The sequence below is a fragment of the Clostridium chromiireducens genome, from assembly GCF_003575225.1.
Taxonomy (GTDB): domain Bacteria; phylum Bacillota; class Clostridia; order Clostridiales; family Clostridiaceae; genus Clostridium; species Clostridium chromiireducens.
On the sequence record NZ_QXDJ01000004.1, the window covers coordinates 484717 to 501538 of the forward strand.

19 protein-coding genes are annotated in these 16822 nt (G+C 29.2%); 4 read left to right on the forward strand and 15 right to left on the reverse strand.

The features are described 5' to 3' along the window. Positions 1-136: 136 nt before the first annotated feature. The 6 genes from kdpB to fliB form a co-directional block, all read right to left on the reverse strand. Entirely contained in the window at positions 137-2200 is a 2064-nt protein-coding gene (gene kdpB / locus D2A34_RS18005) for a potassium-transporting ATPase subunit KdpB (protein WP_119367484.1), read from the reverse strand. A 47-nt stretch (positions 2201-2247) separates the two neighbouring features. Then, positions 2248-3927 (reverse strand): potassium-transporting ATPase subunit KdpA, encoded by a 1680-nt coding sequence (kdpA, locus tag D2A34_RS18010; protein ID WP_119367485.1) that lies wholly within the window; start codon positions 3925-3927, stop codon positions 2248-2250. Positions 3928-3957: 30 nt separating this feature from the next. Beyond that, on the reverse strand, positions 3958-4035 hold the full coding sequence (gene kdpF / locus D2A34_RS27685) for a K(+)-transporting ATPase subunit F (protein ID WP_079440616.1): 78 nt from the start codon (positions 4033-4035) through the stop codon (positions 3958-3960). A gap of 312 nt (positions 4036-4347) precedes the next feature. Next, positions 4348-4737 carry an iron chaperone gene (locus D2A34_RS18020; RefSeq protein ID WP_119367486.1) on the reverse strand — a complete coding sequence of 130 codons (390 nt, stop codon included), beginning with the start codon at positions 4735-4737 and terminating at the stop codon, positions 4348-4350. Continuing rightward, the gene (gene nudC / locus D2A34_RS18025; protein ID WP_119367487.1) at positions 4724-5560 is read right to left on the reverse strand and encodes an NAD(+) diphosphatase; all 837 of its coding nucleotides are present in this window, start codon (positions 5558-5560) and stop codon (positions 4724-4726) included. The genes D2A34_RS18020 and nudC overlap by 14 nt, the downstream gene beginning before the upstream one ends. 702 nt (positions 5561-6262) lie before the next feature. Continuing rightward, entirely contained in the window at positions 6263-7405 is a 1143-nt protein-coding gene (fliB, locus tag D2A34_RS18030) for a flagellin lysine-N-methylase (protein WP_119367488.1), read from the reverse strand. Between the two features lie 208 nt (positions 7406-7613). Between fliB and D2A34_RS18035 the strand changes: the two genes are divergently transcribed. Continuing rightward, a complete protein-coding gene (locus tag D2A34_RS18035) occupies positions 7614-8669 on the forward strand; it encodes a galactose ABC transporter substrate-binding protein (protein WP_079440586.1) in 1056 nt (351 codons plus the stop codon). A gap of 126 nt (positions 8670-8795) precedes the next feature. Here D2A34_RS18035 and D2A34_RS18040 read toward each other — a convergent pair whose 3' ends face one another. Next, the gene (locus D2A34_RS18040; protein ID WP_119367489.1) at positions 8796-9599 is read right to left on the reverse strand and encodes an N-acyl homoserine lactonase family protein; all 804 of its coding nucleotides are present in this window, start codon (positions 9597-9599) and stop codon (positions 8796-8798) included. A 633-nt stretch (positions 9600-10232) separates the two neighbouring features. On the opposite strand from D2A34_RS18040, the gene D2A34_RS18045 reads away from it, so the two are divergent. After that, positions 10233-10844 carry a hypothetical protein gene (locus tag D2A34_RS18045; protein WP_079442459.1) on the forward strand — a complete coding sequence of 204 codons (612 nt, stop codon included), beginning with the start codon at positions 10233-10235 and terminating at the stop codon, positions 10842-10844. Positions 10845-11122: 278 nt separating this feature from the next. On the opposite strand, the gene D2A34_RS18050 is transcribed toward D2A34_RS18045, so the two are convergent. Beyond that, the gene (locus D2A34_RS18050) at positions 11123-11536 is read right to left on the reverse strand and encodes a YmaF family protein (protein ID WP_079442460.1); all 414 of its coding nucleotides are present in this window, start codon (positions 11534-11536) and stop codon (positions 11123-11125) included. A 381-nt stretch (positions 11537-11917) separates the two neighbouring features. After that, positions 11918-12097, reverse strand: a complete 180-nt coding sequence (locus tag D2A34_RS18055; protein WP_079442461.1) for a hypothetical protein — start codon at positions 12095-12097, stop codon at positions 11918-11920. Between the two features lie 209 nt (positions 12098-12306). Between D2A34_RS18055 and D2A34_RS26835 the strand changes: the two genes are divergently transcribed. Further along, positions 12307-12444 carry a hypothetical protein gene (locus tag D2A34_RS26835; protein WP_160361132.1) on the forward strand — a complete coding sequence of 46 codons (138 nt, stop codon included), beginning with the start codon at positions 12307-12309 and terminating at the stop codon, positions 12442-12444. Between the two features lie 345 nt (positions 12445-12789). Here the strand turns inward: D2A34_RS26835 and D2A34_RS18060 are convergent, their stop codons facing one another. Next, the gene (locus D2A34_RS18060; protein WP_079441648.1) at positions 12790-13050 is read right to left on the reverse strand and encodes a hypothetical protein; all 261 of its coding nucleotides are present in this window, start codon (positions 13048-13050) and stop codon (positions 12790-12792) included. Between the two features lie 315 nt (positions 13051-13365). Here D2A34_RS18060 and D2A34_RS26840 point away from each other — a divergent pair, with 315 nt between their 5' ends. Continuing rightward, complete coding sequence (locus D2A34_RS26840) at positions 13366-13539, forward strand: hypothetical protein (protein WP_182629411.1); 174 nt, start codon at positions 13366-13368, stop codon at positions 13537-13539. An 81-nt stretch (positions 13540-13620) separates the two neighbouring features. Here D2A34_RS26840 and D2A34_RS18065 read toward each other — a convergent pair whose 3' ends face one another. The 5 genes from D2A34_RS18065 to D2A34_RS18075 all read right to left on the reverse strand — a co-directional run bounded on the left by D2A34_RS18065 (position 13621) and on the right by D2A34_RS18075 (position 16045). Further along, entirely contained in the window at positions 13621-14064 is a 444-nt protein-coding gene (locus D2A34_RS18065; protein WP_079441649.1) for a GNAT family N-acetyltransferase, read from the reverse strand. Between the two features lie 212 nt (positions 14065-14276). Beyond that, positions 14277-14525 (reverse strand): AbrB/MazE/SpoVT family DNA-binding domain-containing protein, encoded by a 249-nt coding sequence (locus tag D2A34_RS18070; protein WP_079441650.1) that lies wholly within the window; start codon positions 14523-14525, stop codon positions 14277-14279. 354 nt (positions 14526-14879) lie between these two features. Beyond that, positions 14880-15050: a hypothetical protein gene (locus D2A34_RS26845; RefSeq protein WP_182629412.1), complete on the reverse strand. Its 171-nt coding sequence runs from the start codon at positions 15048-15050 to the stop codon at positions 14880-14882. 136 nt (positions 15051-15186) lie between these two features. After that, a complete protein-coding gene (locus D2A34_RS26850; protein WP_169896854.1) occupies positions 15187-15336 on the reverse strand; it encodes a hypothetical protein in 150 nt (49 codons plus the stop codon). 502 nt (positions 15337-15838) lie between these two features. Then, positions 15839-16045: an alpha/beta-type small acid-soluble spore protein gene (locus tag D2A34_RS18075; RefSeq protein WP_079441651.1), complete on the reverse strand. Its 207-nt coding sequence runs from the start codon at positions 16043-16045 to the stop codon at positions 15839-15841. Positions 16046-16822 lie beyond the last annotated feature (777 nt).

Below are 16822 nucleotides of genomic sequence, written 5' to 3' on the forward strand. Positions count from 1 at the left end.
TACATACGATTATTTATTTTAAAATACTTAATAACATATTTTTCTGAAATCTCAGAACTTCAAGAAACATTCATTTGAAAAGAAAGCCTGCGGCTTTCATTCTCAATTGTAAATTGCTGACTGTTAACTGACTAAATTAGCCTATATTAAGAATTCTAACTAGTGGAGTAATAACCATATCAATTATCTTTATTCCTATAAAAGGAACAAGTACTCCTCCGCCTCCAAAAATGAGCATATTTCTAAGTAACATCATTTCTGCTTTCATAGGTTTATATTTTACACCTTTCATTGCTATTGGAATAAGCAATGGTATTATTATTGCATTAAATATAAGCGCTGAGAGTATAGCACTATATGGTGTTGAAAGTCTCATTATATTCATTATTTGCATTTCAGGTATAGCTACAGTAAATATAGCGGGTATAATAGCAAAATACTTTGCTACATCATTAGCAATACTGAAAGTAGTTAAAGCCCCTCTTGTAATCAATAGTTGTTTTCCTATCTCAACTACTTCTAGGATTTTTGTTGGATCTGAATCTAAATCTACCATATTGGCTGCTTCTTTAGCTGCTGTAGTACCACTATTCATGGCAAGCCCTACATCTGCCTGTGCTAGAGCTGGTGCATCATTAGTTCCATCTCCAGTCATTGCTACAAGTTTACCTTGTTCTTGTTCTTTTTTAATAGCAGCAATTTTATCCTCTGGCTTGCATTCAGCTATAAATTCATCTACTCCAGCCTCTTTAGCAATAGTTGCAGCCGTCAACGGATTATCACCAGTACACATAACAGTTTTAATTCCTATTTCTCTAAGCCTTTTGAATCTTTCAACAAGACCTGGTTTTACAGTATCTTTAAGATATATAACTCCATATATTTTGTCATTTACACAAACTACAAGAGGTGTTCCTCCAAGTTTTGATACTCCATTAACAGCTTCATCTAAATCCTTCGGAATAGTTCCTCCCATTTCTTTTATTCTATTTCTTATAGAATCAGAAGCTCCCTTTCTTATAGCAGTGCCATCACGTAAATCTACTCCACTCATTCTTGTTTGGGCTGTAAATTCAATAAAATCTAAGCTTTTATACTCTTCTTCATTAACTGTTGCTTTGCTCTTTTTACCAAGATCAACTATAGATTTCCCTTCTGGTGTATCATCTTTTAACGAACACATTACAGAATAATTTATTAAATCTAACTTATCTGTTTTTCCAACAGATATAAAATCAGCTGCTAATCTATTACCAAATGTTATGGTTCCAGTTTTATCAAGAAGCATTGTATCTACATCACCACAAGCCTCTACAGCTTTTCCCGACATGGCTATGACATTAAATTTGGTAACCCTATCCATGCCTGCAATACCAATTGCTGATAATAGACCTCCAATTGTTGTAGGTATTAAACAAACAAGAAGTGCAATTAAAGTAGAAATATAGATTGAAACTCCTGAATAATGGGCCATTGGATAAAGGGCAACTATAACTATAAGAAATATTATTGTCAAGCTAACAAGTACAGTATTAAGCGCAATTTCATTTGGAGTCTTTTGCCTTGATGCTCCTTCTACAAGAGAAATCATTTTATCTAAAAATGATTCACCTGGTGTTGCTGTTATCTCAATCTTTAACCAGTCACTTACAACTTTTGTTCCTCCTGTAACTGATGCAAAATCTCCTCCACGTTCTTTCATAACAGGTGCTGATTCACCAGTTATTGCTGATTCATCTACAGAAGCTATTCCATCTATAACTTCACCATCATTAGGAATTATTTCTCCATTTTCAACTAAAACTACATCTCCTCTTTTTAATTCATTTGCATTTATGATTTTAGTAGTTCCATCAGGATTTAATAGTTTTGCTACAGTATCCTTACGCATTTTCTTTAAATTTTCAGCTTGAGCTTTTCCTCTCCCTTCAGCTACTGCTTCTGCAAAATTTGCAAAAAGTACTGTAATAAACAATATTACCGCTACAATGAAATTATACACTCTTAAATTACTGCCTTGATCGCCAAATAAACTAGGTAAAAATGTAAGTAATAAAGTTATGATAAAACCTACTTCAACTACAAACATAACTGGATTTTTTATCATATATTTAAGATTCATCTTTTTAAAAGATTCTATAATTGCTTCATTCAATATTTCCTTTGTAATAAATTTTGATTCTCTTTTTTTATCACTCATATTATTTTTTCTCCTTGCATTCTAATTTCATAATAATCAAGGTCTTATCAATTCCACAATGTTAAGTGCTCTGCTATTGGTCCAAGAGCTAAAGCTGGTAAAAATGTTAACGCTCCAATTATTAAAACAATAGCAATTAAGGTTAATGCAAACATTTTATTATCTGTTCTAAAAGTTCCTATTGTCGTTGGAATTGTTCTTTTAGCCGCTAAAGAACCTGCTACTGAAAGAAGAATTATAATTGATAAGTATCTTCCGAAGAACATAACTATTCCTGTTGTAGTATTCCAAAATAACGTATTATCTGCCATTCCTTCAAATCCCGAACCATTATTTGCAGCAGATGATGTAAATTGATAAACGATTTGGCTTAAACCATGAAACCCTGGATTTGATATTCCTGCTAACCCTTGTGGAACCACTAAAGCTAAAGCTGAAAACATTAATATTAAAAATGGATGAATGATTATAGCTAAAGCTACTAGTTTAATTTCCTTCCCTTCAAGCTTCTTTGATAAAAATTCTGGAGTTCTTCCTACCATAAGTCCACATAGGAAAACCGTAAGAATTGCGTACATCATCATATTCATAAAGCCTACACCTTTTCCTCCAAATATAACATTAAGCATCATATTCATAAGAGCTACTGCACCACCAATAGGCGTTAATGAATCATGCATATTATTAACTGTTCCTGTTGTAAAAGCTGTAGTCACTGTGGTAAATAACGCCGATTGACCTATACCAAACCTAACCTCTTTTCCTTCCATATTACCCATAGCTTGGCTTAATCCTACATGAGCTAAAACCGGGTTACCTGCTTTTTCTGCAAAATAACATATTGGTAAAGCTATAATAAATATTCCTGCCATTGCACCAAATATTGCCCACCCTTGTTTTTTATTCTTTAACATTAAGCCAAAGGTATAAACTAATGCTCCTGGAAGCATCATCATAGATAATAATTCAATCAAATTTGATAACGGTGTAGGATTTTCAAAAGGATGAGCCGAATTCGCACCAAAGAAACCACCACCATTTGTTCCTACGTGTTTTATAGCTTCAAGAGCTGCTACAGGACCCATCGCTATATCCTGCATTTTCCCCTCTATTGTAGTAACTGTTTTAGTTCCTGATAGAGTTTGTGGCACTCCTTGAGATACTAAAAGAATTCCTATAACTATTGAAAATGGTAGTAAAACTCTTGTTGTAATTCTTATTAAATCTACGAAAAAGTTTCCCATAGTTTTCTTTCCAATTATTCCTCTCATAAAAGCAAGAGCTGCTGCAAAACCTGTCGCTGCAGATGTAAACATCATAAATATGATAACAATCATTTGACTTAAATGAGAAAGACCTGATTCTCCACTGTAATCTTGAAGATTTGTGTTTGTCATAAAACTTACAATTGTGTTAAATGATAAACTCTGCTCCATTCCATCTATTTTATTTGGATTTAAAAATAAGATTCCCTGAGCTCTAAGTATTATATATCCTATAAATACCATAACTGCATTAACTACAATAATTGAAAAAACATATTCTTTCCAATTCATTTCTTCATCTTTATTTATCTTGCATATTTTATAAATAAGATTATCTATCGGATTAAAAAGCTTGTCTGCGAATGTTTTCTCCCCAGTACTAACAAAATATAAATATTTTCCAAGTGGCACTACGATTAACATAAAAAGTAGTAAAGTTATTATTATTTGTAACCATTCCATAAACTATTCCTCCTGATTTACTTTCAATAATCAAAATTTTTCTGGATTAAATAGTGCATAGCCTAAATATCCAAAAAGTAAAATTATAATTGTAATTAGAATCCACATATATATCCCCTCACTTTTTTATTTATTGATTTGCCTTTCACACCAATTCGCAAATAATGTAGCTGAACAAAAACCTAATATTAATATTACAAAAAAAACCACGTCTAACATTATTCTTCTCCCTTCATTATTTATTTTCTTAATTTGAATAATTCTCTTCATTCCTAGCAAAAATAATACCAATTAATTGCAAAACAAAAAATAAGGAGTATTATTCAAATAACTTTATATTTGAATAATACTCCTTATGATATAAAAATTGGGTTAAGATTATTTTTTTCATCGTAAAGATTGTATAAAGATTTTATAGAACTATTTCTTCTTTTTTAATTTATCTTCTGCTTTTCTTATGTTTTCATCAACTCTAAATTCAACTATTCTGCTTATTAATTCATAAGGAAGCAACTTATCTATAGGAAATTGTACTGATCCTTTTGCCCCTTTATATTCGGATAATTCATCTTTAAATTCATTAATTCCACTAGGCGTAGGGTAAAACCCTATATGATTTTTATAAGCAGCAAAATGCACTAAGTTTCCATGCAGCACAAAAGTAGGCATCTGATAACTTATTTTTTCCTCCGCATATGGTGCCGACTCTTTTATAACTTTTCTTAATGTTTCTAATATTTCCTGAATCTCAGGAGAAAACTGCAAAATATATTCATCGATTGTTTTATAAGCAACCTTATTTTCTTCCATCCTTTTCTCCTCTATTAACGAATTCATCTATTATCTTTCTTGCAAGAGTATATTTCTTAGGTATATTAGGAAAGTTATCTTTTGAAAACCAGTTGGCGTCCATAATTTCTTTACCATCAACCTTTATTTCCCCTGATTCATACTCTGCAAAAAATCCTATCATTAGTGAATTTGGGAATGACCATGGAGAACTATTAAAAAATTCAATATTTTTCACCTTTATTCCAACTTCCTCAAATACTTCTCTCTTCACAGTGCTTTTTAAATCTTCTCCTGCTTCAACAAATCCAGCAATTAAACTATACATATTATTTATAAAGCCACTGTTATGAGCCAGCAATATTTTATCCCCCTTTGTAACAGCAACAATTATTGCTGGGCAAATAACAGGATACATTACATGATTACAGTTTGGACATACTTTAGCTATTTCTTCTTCTTTGTTTTTTGTTTTCGAGCCACATTTACCACAGAATTTGTGAGTTCTATCCCAATTTAGTATCTGATTTGCCCTTCCAGCTACTAAAAATAATTCTTCATCAATAAGTGGACCTACCTCTCTTAAAGATATCAATTCATAGCCATCCTCTAATTCAATTTGAGAAGATGCTTCTACACCAAAACACGACTGTCCTAACATTTCCCCTAAAAAGAATTCACTTTCATATGTAACATTCAAATTATTAAGTTCATCTAAAACTGGAATATTTATTACATCATTCTCTCTTTTAATTAATAAACTTCCCTTAAAAAATGTGAAGTAAAAATCACTAGCTTGACTTTTTTTAGATATGTCCGATAATATTTTAAATTTATTGCTCATAATTTACTAAGTCCCTTCTAACTACATTATATTATGCCTAGTTAATCTATTTTTTAAAGGTTTCAAATTCATCTAAAACCCCCATCTTTACACATTAATGTATTGATTAACTTATCATTTCAAATCAATATTAATCTTAATTATAGCACTAATTCCAAATTTATGTGAATATGTTCAGCAAAGTTATTCTCGCTCAGTATCAAGTGAAGCTTGATTCAGGTAGGGTCTGTTTCCCCCTCTGAATCTTATAATAACGATGATATGGTCATAAGTGACGCTAATGCACTTCAAAATTAAGGGTATCTTATCTGCATTCTAAGCACAATTAAAAAGGAAAGAATGCATTATCTCCATCCTTTCCCTACCTCTCTGCGTTTTAATGAAATATGAAACGATAAAGTTATATATATCCAATTTAAATATTTGACTTATAATTAAAATAATTATTCATTCTTGTTAATTTTGAGTGTATCACTATACTAGAAATAATTAACATATTGTTTGCAGTGTTTCATTGGGATTTTGATGGTAGTGATTCTTGACTAGAAGTTGTTCCACAATGCTTGTTCAGCGCCTGTCGTTGAAGCAAGCATTGTGGGTACAACTTCTAGTCGTAGAATCATCCATTAAAATTCCTAGAAACCGAAACACAATATGTTATTTATTTCGGTAAGTTACACATAAGTCTAAGTTATAAGTTGCTTATCTTTCAAGCAATTCCTTAAAGACCTTATTATGTTCTATATCTTTGCTTAAAGCTTGAATAACCCTTACGATTTGTTCTCCCTTTATCTCTTCCTTATTACTCATAGCTATTCCAATAATATATGCCTTTATTATTCTGTAACTGTTAATCAGCACATTAACGCTTTTAACCAAACTTTCCCCCTTATTAAAAGGAATTAGATCTTTAAAAATTTGATTTACTAAATAATTTTCAAAAACATAAGAATAGCTTTCTAATTCTTTAAAATACTTAGGTGTATGATTTAAGAATTCACTCATATTATTTACTTTTGTCATACCATTTATATAGTCTTTAAGGCATTCTTTTAATCTCACGCTTCTTATATTTTCTACAAGAGCACTTTCTGCAATATCTGTATAGAACTTATTGTCCTCTTTGAATTTTAATCCCCTTAACCTGCTGTAATCTGACTCTTCATCATTAAATTCTTCTAACAATTCTTCTATAAGGTCAAACTCTGATGAAGCATGTGATTCTTCAATTTGTACATAAAAAGCTTTAAGGATATTTAGCCTTTCTTCAATAGAGAACTTTCTTGACTGCATAATATTTATTGATATTACTCTTATATCCCAAAAGTATTGAAGAAGACTATCAGTTCCATCAAAAGCTGCACTATCTATAATTCTTCTTATTTCAGTATTCTTCTCTTCTAGTTCTTCTTCCCCTTCAATAAATTCCATTTTGTCCTTATTTAAAAATGCCATAGAGCATATTTCCGGACATGAAGGTAATCCGTTCTTTTCATAGACATCATCCACAATATTAAATACTCTAGGATAGCTCTTGCAAGTTATACAAAGCTCCTCTTCTCCAAATCCACCATGAATATCACAAAGCATATTACAATTTAAAAACGGACATCTACTCTTTTCTTTAAGTACCATAAATCCCTGGTTAAACGAATCATATTCATCTTTATTTTTCACATATTTTCCGTCTAATAATTTGTTAAAATCCCCGGTACTATTTTTATATTTATTATAAGTATCTTCATCTATATTTATATCCCATCCAGCACAACAAGTATCCGTGCAGCTTGAGCTAATACATTTAAATTCTGCCATATATTTAGGCATAAAAATATTTACTTTCATAATTTGCTCCAATCTCTTCAATATAAACTACATTGTATCACTATTGTGGCTGATAAACTACTTGTAAATTTGGATTTAAATCTTAGTTACATAATACCTTTATAAGTTATTCCTAGGCTTATAACTTATAAAAAAGTATAATTTTTTCATTAAAACATAATCTAAATTTGAGCACTATGATTAGAATGACATATGGAGGATAGTCAAAATGAAAATAGTTAATAAGATAATGTTCATTATCATTATATTTGTCATTATTCCAAAACCAAATAATAATTGTACTAATCTATGCATTAGCTCAAATGCTGCTACTAGAAAATCAGTCAATGTAGGAGTATTAGTATCAGATATCACTGATCCATACATATCCCAAATCAAACAAGATTTAGAGAATATCCAAAAAGATAATGCAAATAAAGTTAATTTCACTTTTTTTGATGCAAAAGGAAATCAAGCTACACAAAATGAGACTTTAGATACCTTACTCAAAAATAATATTGATCTTTTCTTGGTAAATTTAGTTGATACAAATACACATACAATTGATAATTACATTGATAGTGTTAAACAAAAAGGTATTCCATTAATTCTATTTAATTCCGAACCGCTAACCAAAACAAACCAAATGATTGGATATAAAAAATTTGCTATTATAACAACCAATCCTAAAGAAGCAGGTAATCTACAAGGGAAGCTTATTTCAGATATATGGAATAAATATAAATCAACTATAGATAAAAATGGAGATGACACAATGCAATATGTAATGTTACAAGGTGAACTTGATAATATAGGCGCAATTGAACGAACAAATTCTTCTATTTCAACAATCAAAAATGAAGGAATAAAAACTCAACAGCTTGCATTACAAATTTGTAACTGGAACCAAGAATTAGCTAAAAATGCTGTTGAATCACTTCTTCTTAAATTGGGTAATAGAATAGAATTAATAATTTCAAATAATGATGCAATGGCAATAGGTGCTTTAGAAGCACTTCAAAAGCACGGATATAATATGGTAGATAAGTCTAAATATATTCCGATTTTTGGAGTGGACGGAATACCATCTGCCCAAGATTTAATAATAAAAGGTTTTATGACAGGTACTGTTGTCGAAGATCCTAATGACACAGCTGTAGCACTTTATACAGTAGGTATGAATTTGGTTAATAATAAATCCCCTCTAGAAGATACACCTTATAAATTTGATGAAACAGGATTTATCATTAGAATTCCTTATCGCGGAACTTTTCCAAAAAGTTGATTTTAGTATTTCACTCACCACAAAATTGTGGTAAGTGAAAACTTGCTTGATTCTAATTTTTTAGTCCTTCGGAATAACAAAGTCTACTCACTTTTGGTAAGTTATGTAATAAATTAAGTATATATATTATTTATAATATTTTGGTGCAACTTTTATTGTTTTGAAGAATTCATCGTCATGAGCAAAGAATACTTTTGCATCATACTTCTTTTCTAATGATCTCACTTTATTAATCGATTTAAAGAATGAGAGACTGTCATAAAGCAATCCAGATGGTTTTGCTGGCGGCCCATATATTTCCGAGGTATACACACAATCTTGTGGAAAGATAAGAGTACCTTCATTTTCCAAGTGAACTACCAATCCTAATAGTCCTGGTGTATGACCTGGGAGATTTATAATCTCTACCCCTTTGGCAAATTCAAAATCATCTTCAACTAAATGATATTGTTTTACTGAAACATCTAAATCTGCTTTTATGTATCCTCCATGAGTCAATGGATCTGCATTTAATCTAACCTGTGTCTGAGCCTGCATGAAATCAGCTTTTGAAACATACACATCAGCATGCCTAAACATATCTAAATTTCCTGCATGGTCTAAGTGCATATGAGAAATAATAACTTTCTTTATATCCTCTGGTTTTGTGTCACATAAGGCTAATTGATTCTCTAGCCTCTGTTCCTTTGTTTGATATAACGGATAAACTTCTTGAAGATTTTTAGGCCAATATCCATTCATAGCCTCTGGATTGCTTCCTAAATCATATAATATTTTCCCATCAGGATGATCTATCAAAACAGCCATTACAGGCAGCTTAATCCATTCATTTTTTACGTGCGGGTTACTATAAGTCCCCATAGTTGCCCCACCAACCACATTATTTTTATCCGTTTCCAAATATCCTGTATCTAAAACATACACTTTCATATAATTCTCCTCCTAAATCATAGATAACCAACATGTAACTTAAACTTATGTGTTACTTATTTCTATTAAAATGCTAAACTCAAAGTTAACAAGTATGGATGGTTATTCCAATTAAATATTTGACTTATTAGATAAACATATTTACAAATTTTCTAGAACTTTAAGTGGATATCTTCTCTAGAAATCAAATTCATTTTTGTACCCACAAGGGGCATAATATGAAGCAGGCATTTGAAAATAAGCTGCTAAAGTACTTAATGGAAGCTAGTTCCACATTAGCTTGTCTCAATGAAATTGGGAGCAAGCTAATGTGGATGCAAGCTTCAATTTAGTACTTTCAGCGAAATTTTCATAGTCCTGAGGAACAAAAATGTATTTGATTTCGGTAAGTTATCACTTAATTCTAAGTTACATGTTGTAAATATATTTCTCTAATTAAAAAATCTTTATCTGCAATTATATCATTCTAGATTAGCTAATGTATATGTACTTTAGTAACGTATATTTTGTGCACGCATAATATAAAAATGAATCAATCTATAAGTTTAACTTCTTTTTTACCATTTCATAAATTTAAATTAATATTCCTATAGTAACCTTAGTGTATAAGAAATTTTAAAGGATGGTGTGAAAATGCAAACTAAAAAATTATCAGTTTGTACTTACCATATCAACATAGTTAAGAACATTTTGAAGAAAATCAATTCAATTAAAAAATCAACATTATTAGGAATATCAATTGTTTCATTGCTATTATTCATTTTTTTCACTATAATTGCTGATTTCTATGAAACTTTAAATAATGCTAGTAATAAAAATGCTGCTATTTCTGAATTTAAATTAGATATAAATCGGCTTAGTGAAACAGCCGGAATTATTGAAGAAGAAAGGCAGTCAAATTATACTTACAAAACAAATCTCTTTGGCTCTGATGGAAATATAATAGACAATAATGGTCTTTCATCTGATTTAATAACGGCCTTAGTTAAGATTGGTGATTCAAACAATGATAAAAATATTTCTAGCGAAGAGTTAAAAACTCTAAAAATAATGAAATTAAAGCCTGATGCTTTTCGAAGTGAACTTAAAAATTTACAATATAATCTGCAATCACCTGATTGTAACTTAAATAACTATGTAGTTATAACCCAAGGAAAATACGCTGGTACAATACTTTACAATGGACCTATTAAGTTTGTGGATAATGATAATAAACGATATTTCGGGTTAGAACTATACAATTAATGCAATTTAACTTTACTAATAGATATAAATATACCTAATCATCATCGATCCCTGTAACACAAAAAAAACATCAGCATTATCATAATGTTGATGTTTTTTATTTAGGAAAGCTTTATAATTAAGGAAGCATACCGGGAAGAAAGATATGATTATTTATTAAATCAATACTCATATTTTTCGTTAAAATCCTTGTATGAAATACTCCCTATCTGTCTATTCACATTAAGATTTATATCTCAAAAATTTTAATATTCTAAACTTCAAAAATATTGCTTATTCTAGCAATCTTTATCATTTGGAACATTTGTAGGATCTTCAATTAAAGTAGTGAAGAAATAATCATGATCATGTCCATCATTAACAGAAGTTTCACCCTTTACTAAATGAATGTGTTTTCCACCTGGAAGAGAAATTGCTGGACCAGTAGTATCACAAACAGAATGAAAATGATCACAAAAAGTATCTGTAAGTGTTTCAATTTTATGAACATGAGAGTTACCACATCTAATTGCAGGTCCAGTTACACCAGCTATACGATGATTATGAATTATGCACTCTTCATCTTTTGCATAGTCTGTACTTGATAAAAATTCATGGTTATGATTTTTAACCAATACACATTTTTCTGCACATTGATTATTTCCTGAATAATGTTCCTTATAGTTTTTTCCCTTTTTAAAATTGTACCCCATTCCATTTCCTCCTTAGTTGTTCATGATATAACATTTTATGTTATATCAAATATTTATGTGCAAAAAAATAAAGGATGTAGTTACAATATTGTTAACTACATCCTTATATGACAAACTTGAGAGAGAGTTATTGTATGGGGGTTTGTATGTTTATATTATAACATCACATTATAAAATAGTAAATACTAATTAATAATTTTTATCTATTAGTATTAAATAGAACAAAGCGGCTACGTCACGTTCCTTTTCAATCATATTTTTACAAGCCAACCTCTTCTTAACCATTGATATAATTGGCTTTAAAAATACAAAATTTTTATACTTTCCTACACAAAAATAAAAGCAGTTTAAATCTAAAATTTAACCTGCCTTTATCAATCACTACTTAACTTGCAAAAACTCATCATAGTTGTCCAATCTGTCCTCCCGGTTGTTCTTTTTTAGCCAAATGCTGTAGTTTAAAATATTATCTTCTAAATTTTTTATACTAATAATTCTTATAATTTTCCCATTTACTTTCTTCCTTCCATAAGATATATCGCTCTTAATTAAACTAAGCATTTTCATCCCTCCTCATATAATTTTCATTACTTCTTAAATTATTTTCTTCTTCATAAACATATATTAACATATTTTTTATAAATATTCTATGTTATTTAATAACAATTATCAATTATCGTTCGACATATTAAATTTTTAAATTAACTATGCACTAATTGGTTATATTTTCTATATTCATGTCAATACTGTAATATAAGTGAGGTGTTTGTATGGTAATAATAATCTTAATATCTTTGACTTTTGTAGGCATTAGCTTATTCTTAAGCTCTATCCAAAGAAAGAATTCAGATGATTATATGAAAGATATCCAAAAAGAATTATCTAATGAATTAAAGATAATAAAATAGACAGTATAGTTCTATAGGATCTGGTTTAATTTGTAGTTTATCAAAAAAGCAGCTATTTAACTAGCTGCTTTTCACTCTATAAATAATTTTGAAGGTATTAAATATACTAAGATAAAAGGGGTGGGGATTACTATTTCTAGTATGTTTTTATAATAACACACTATTACAAAACAATCAATAGTAATTAATAATCTTTATCGTTTAATTTTAAATAATATATAAGCAGTAATTAATAATATCTTAATTACTGCTTAAAATTTATTATGAAAAAAGGTATCAGCTATATTCATGTTATATAAGTCTTTGGATTTAATCTTTTAAATTACTATATACTTTAAAACTTTCTTAAACTATTTCTTCAATAGCTAATAATCTTGGCTTATTTCCCTCTTGAACTTTTATATATATTCTTGCCATTTTCATTTGTAAATCTTCTATGATCGTCTTAACTTTACAAATAAAATAGTATTCTTCCATTCCATTAGTTACTACAGCTATAGGATTAAAATTCCATCCTTTTATTCCATCTAATGCTTTGTTTAATATTTTTTTATCTTTTTTTGTAACTATATTTCTAATCTCTAATTCTTCATTATCTCTTTCCATATTATCAAACGCCCTTTCTAATACTAATTTTACAATTAGTTTTTGTCAGTTGTTTGTCAAAGTTATTAACTCTTTGTTAATATAGTATTACAAAACAATTAATTCCAATGATTTTTTCAAAGATTCTTACGTTAATTCATTTATTATAAACCTTTTCTTAACCTTATTTCTGAATATAATGATATAATAATTTTAATGTTATCCATCATCTTTAATTCATATAAGAAGATTTTACTATGAATAAATTAGATTTTTTAGGGAGAGATTCTGGATACAATGTTTCTGAAATTAATAAAACAATATGGGGGTTTACTTATGGATAAAGGCATATTAAAGATGGTCGCTATAGTAACAATTATTGCAATCACGTTATTAATTGGCAGCCTGTGTGTGGCAATGCGTTATGGCGGATTAATGATGAGATCTGTTAGTACATCAAGCCAAAATAACGGAACTGGAACATCGAATTCATCAAATCCTGGAAATTAGAATATAAATTATGATCATAAACAGACTAAAATCTCAAAATACCACATTATCTATTTAATAATGTGGTATTTAATAATTTTCTTATTTTTTATATAACATATCTATATGCGGAATGTTATCCTCTAGATATTCTTCTGAAATCCCTTCAAATCCAAGGCTTCCATAAAAATCAAATAAATATGCTTGTGCCTGAATCTTGATTTCTGTTTCCTTTAAAATTTCTTCTATATAATTAATTGCTGTTAATATCATTTTCCTTGATAAGCCTTTTCCACGATGTTCTTTTTTAACTATTATTCTTCCAATTGATGCCTTATCGTATGAAACACCTTTAGGTAGAATTCTTGAATAAGCAATAATTTCTCCATTATCTTCTAAATACAAGTGTAATGATTTTTGATCTTTCCCATCTGCGTCTTGGTAAGGACACTCTTGCTCTACAATAAAAACTTCGGTTCTTAGCTTTAAAATATTATATATTTCCTCACAGTTTAACTCATTAAACTTCTTTAGTTTCCACTCCATTGTCTTTCCCCCAATTAACGTGATTTACATGAATTCATATTTATAATTTTAAAACTAATTATATATATAAATCGTTCCGATGTCTATTTAAATTCATCCTTTAGCTTTCCAGCAAATTGCTTGATATATTATATAAAAAGATCTCCCTTAACTGAACTTAAAGGAGATGGAAACAAAATTAATGCATACATAAAAATGCGCATGCTTATTATTTATTTCTTTACAGCTTTTAGATTATTTCTACATTCTTCACAGATATAGAAACCTTTAAATTCAAAAATATGATCCATACTTCCGCAAAAAGTACATCCTGGTGCATATTTCTTTAGTATTATTTCATTATCATCTTTAAAGATTTCTAAAGAGTCTCCTTCATTAATAGTAAATACTTTTCTTGTCTCCTTTGGAATTACAATTCTTCCAAGCTCATCAACTTTCCTAACTATTCCTAAAGATTTCATAACTCTATTCCCCCTATATATGTTATATTTCTATTATGAATATATTTAAAAAATTATTTACAGGCTACTATTTTTTATGTGTACGTTTTACACTATATGACTTATTATAACATATTTATAAAATTATGTATCAATTATTTCTAAAATATATAAATTAGTCATTTTATCAGCATAACTATCAAATTAAATCCTATTTCCCACAAATAGGATTATATATCGTTTATTCTAAATCATATTTATCATTATGTACCTTGTAAATATATTTTATTTTCTTAGTATAGTTTATAAGTATTTATTTCTCTCATAAAAAAGAGGTAAATTAAACTCCGTGGTTTAATTTACCTCTATAAAAAATTAATTAGCTCGCAAAAATTGTTCATAAGTCTCCATTTTATCCTCTCTGTTAGTCTCTTTTATCCAATTGTTATATTTAAAAATATCTTTTTCTAAATTTTCTAATTTCAACTTAATATTTTTCTCTTTCTTCACTTCTGCATACATAATTATTTTGATTATATTTCCCACCTATTCCACCTCCTTCTATAAGTATATACAATAATTAGAATACATTTAGGTACTAATTTTATGGAAAAGATTACAAAATAAAATGAACTCTATTTCTAGAGTTCTAAAATTGATTGTTAATATTAATTTGCGATTTTCACCATCGGTAACCTCCAACTTTGACACTCCAATTTTTCTTTTTCCTAACATTCTGCTCCTTCTGATATCCATAAAATTCGTTTTGTGCCTTTAATCTTCTTTTCATTATATCCTTTATAGTCTGCTCTGTTAGTTCTTTTGGTGTCATAGCCTTCACCATCCCTTATTAATATCTACAATATAAATTTTATAAGATTAAGGTTAGATTTATGCTAAAATCCTTGTAAAATTCATGTTATATTCTTATGATTTTTTTATTTTTCAAACCACGTACATATGTAAATTAATTATCTTGCATATTTTTTCCAAATATTTTTATCAAGCATAGATAGTGATTTGCTTCACGCAAAGTATGGTCACATACTAATGGGAGTATAGCGACCTTTACTTTAGAGTCCAGTTAATAGCTCACCTGATTTTATTACCTCTTCACTGATTAAACCATTAGAAAAGAAATACTACATCACTAAGAAGCATATAAAATTCCCTTCTAAAGGCCTCTGCGTCGCATGTATATCTGAATTTATGAATATTTTTATCCTAAAAAACAACGAAAACCATGCATATAGGATCTTTTTCCTATGATGCATGGTCTCCTTTTATATAGAGGTTTTATGCATTTGCTAAAACCTCTATATTTTTATTTAATTTTAGAGTCCTTGTTCGTAGCTTTCAATCATTCTTTTTACCATTTCTCCACCAACGCTACCATTTTGTCTTGAAGAAAGGTTTCCTTTGTCTGTACTTTCATAGTTGCCTAATCCTATTTCTGAAGCAACCTCAGTTTTTAATCTGTTTAAACCTTCCTTTGCTTCTGGTACTAATGTTCTATTACTACTACTATTTCTTGAAGCCATTTGCATCTACCTCCCTTTAATTAATTATTTTGCTTGGCAGTAATATATTAACCACTATGACAAATTATAATCTATTAAATTGTTAGCAAATTTAGCTATTTGATACACATTATCATCTTAACTCTAATTTTATAAAAGTAATCATATATTGTAAAAGCTTTCCTAAGAATTCTCTGTAATTATGCAATATAGTGTTCCTACTTTCAGTACGACAAGCACAAGTGTAACAACATGCAATTAAGCACCTTTAATACCCAAAGAAAGTAGACTCTATTATTTCGGCTACATTGAATATAATAATACATATAAAAGTTTATAACCTTTCTATGGCATTCTTTTATATGTGTATATCCTAAATGCAACGTTGCACAAAAGAATCTACTCTTTTCTATTTATAGATATCGAATATAAAACTTATACTTATGTGATAACTTACCAAAATTATAAACATTTTTATCCGATAGCGTGCTACTGGATAAGTTCAACTAAAGATTTAGGTGGAGATTAAACTCCACCTAAATCAAGTTTCACTTAATTCCGAAAAACTATGAAAATATCGCTGAAGGTTCTAAGTTGCAGGTTGCATCCACTTTAGCATGCTCCAACTTTCAGTTTGACAAGCTAAAGTGGAACAATCTACAGAGGAAACTCGACTCACATTCGTTCGCTGAGTAAGCGATTCACTCCAAATCAAAGATTTGGGTTCTCTGCTTAAGAACCTTTAACAGCTCATTTTCAAATGTTTTCTCCATATTATGCCCCTTGAGGGTACAAAAA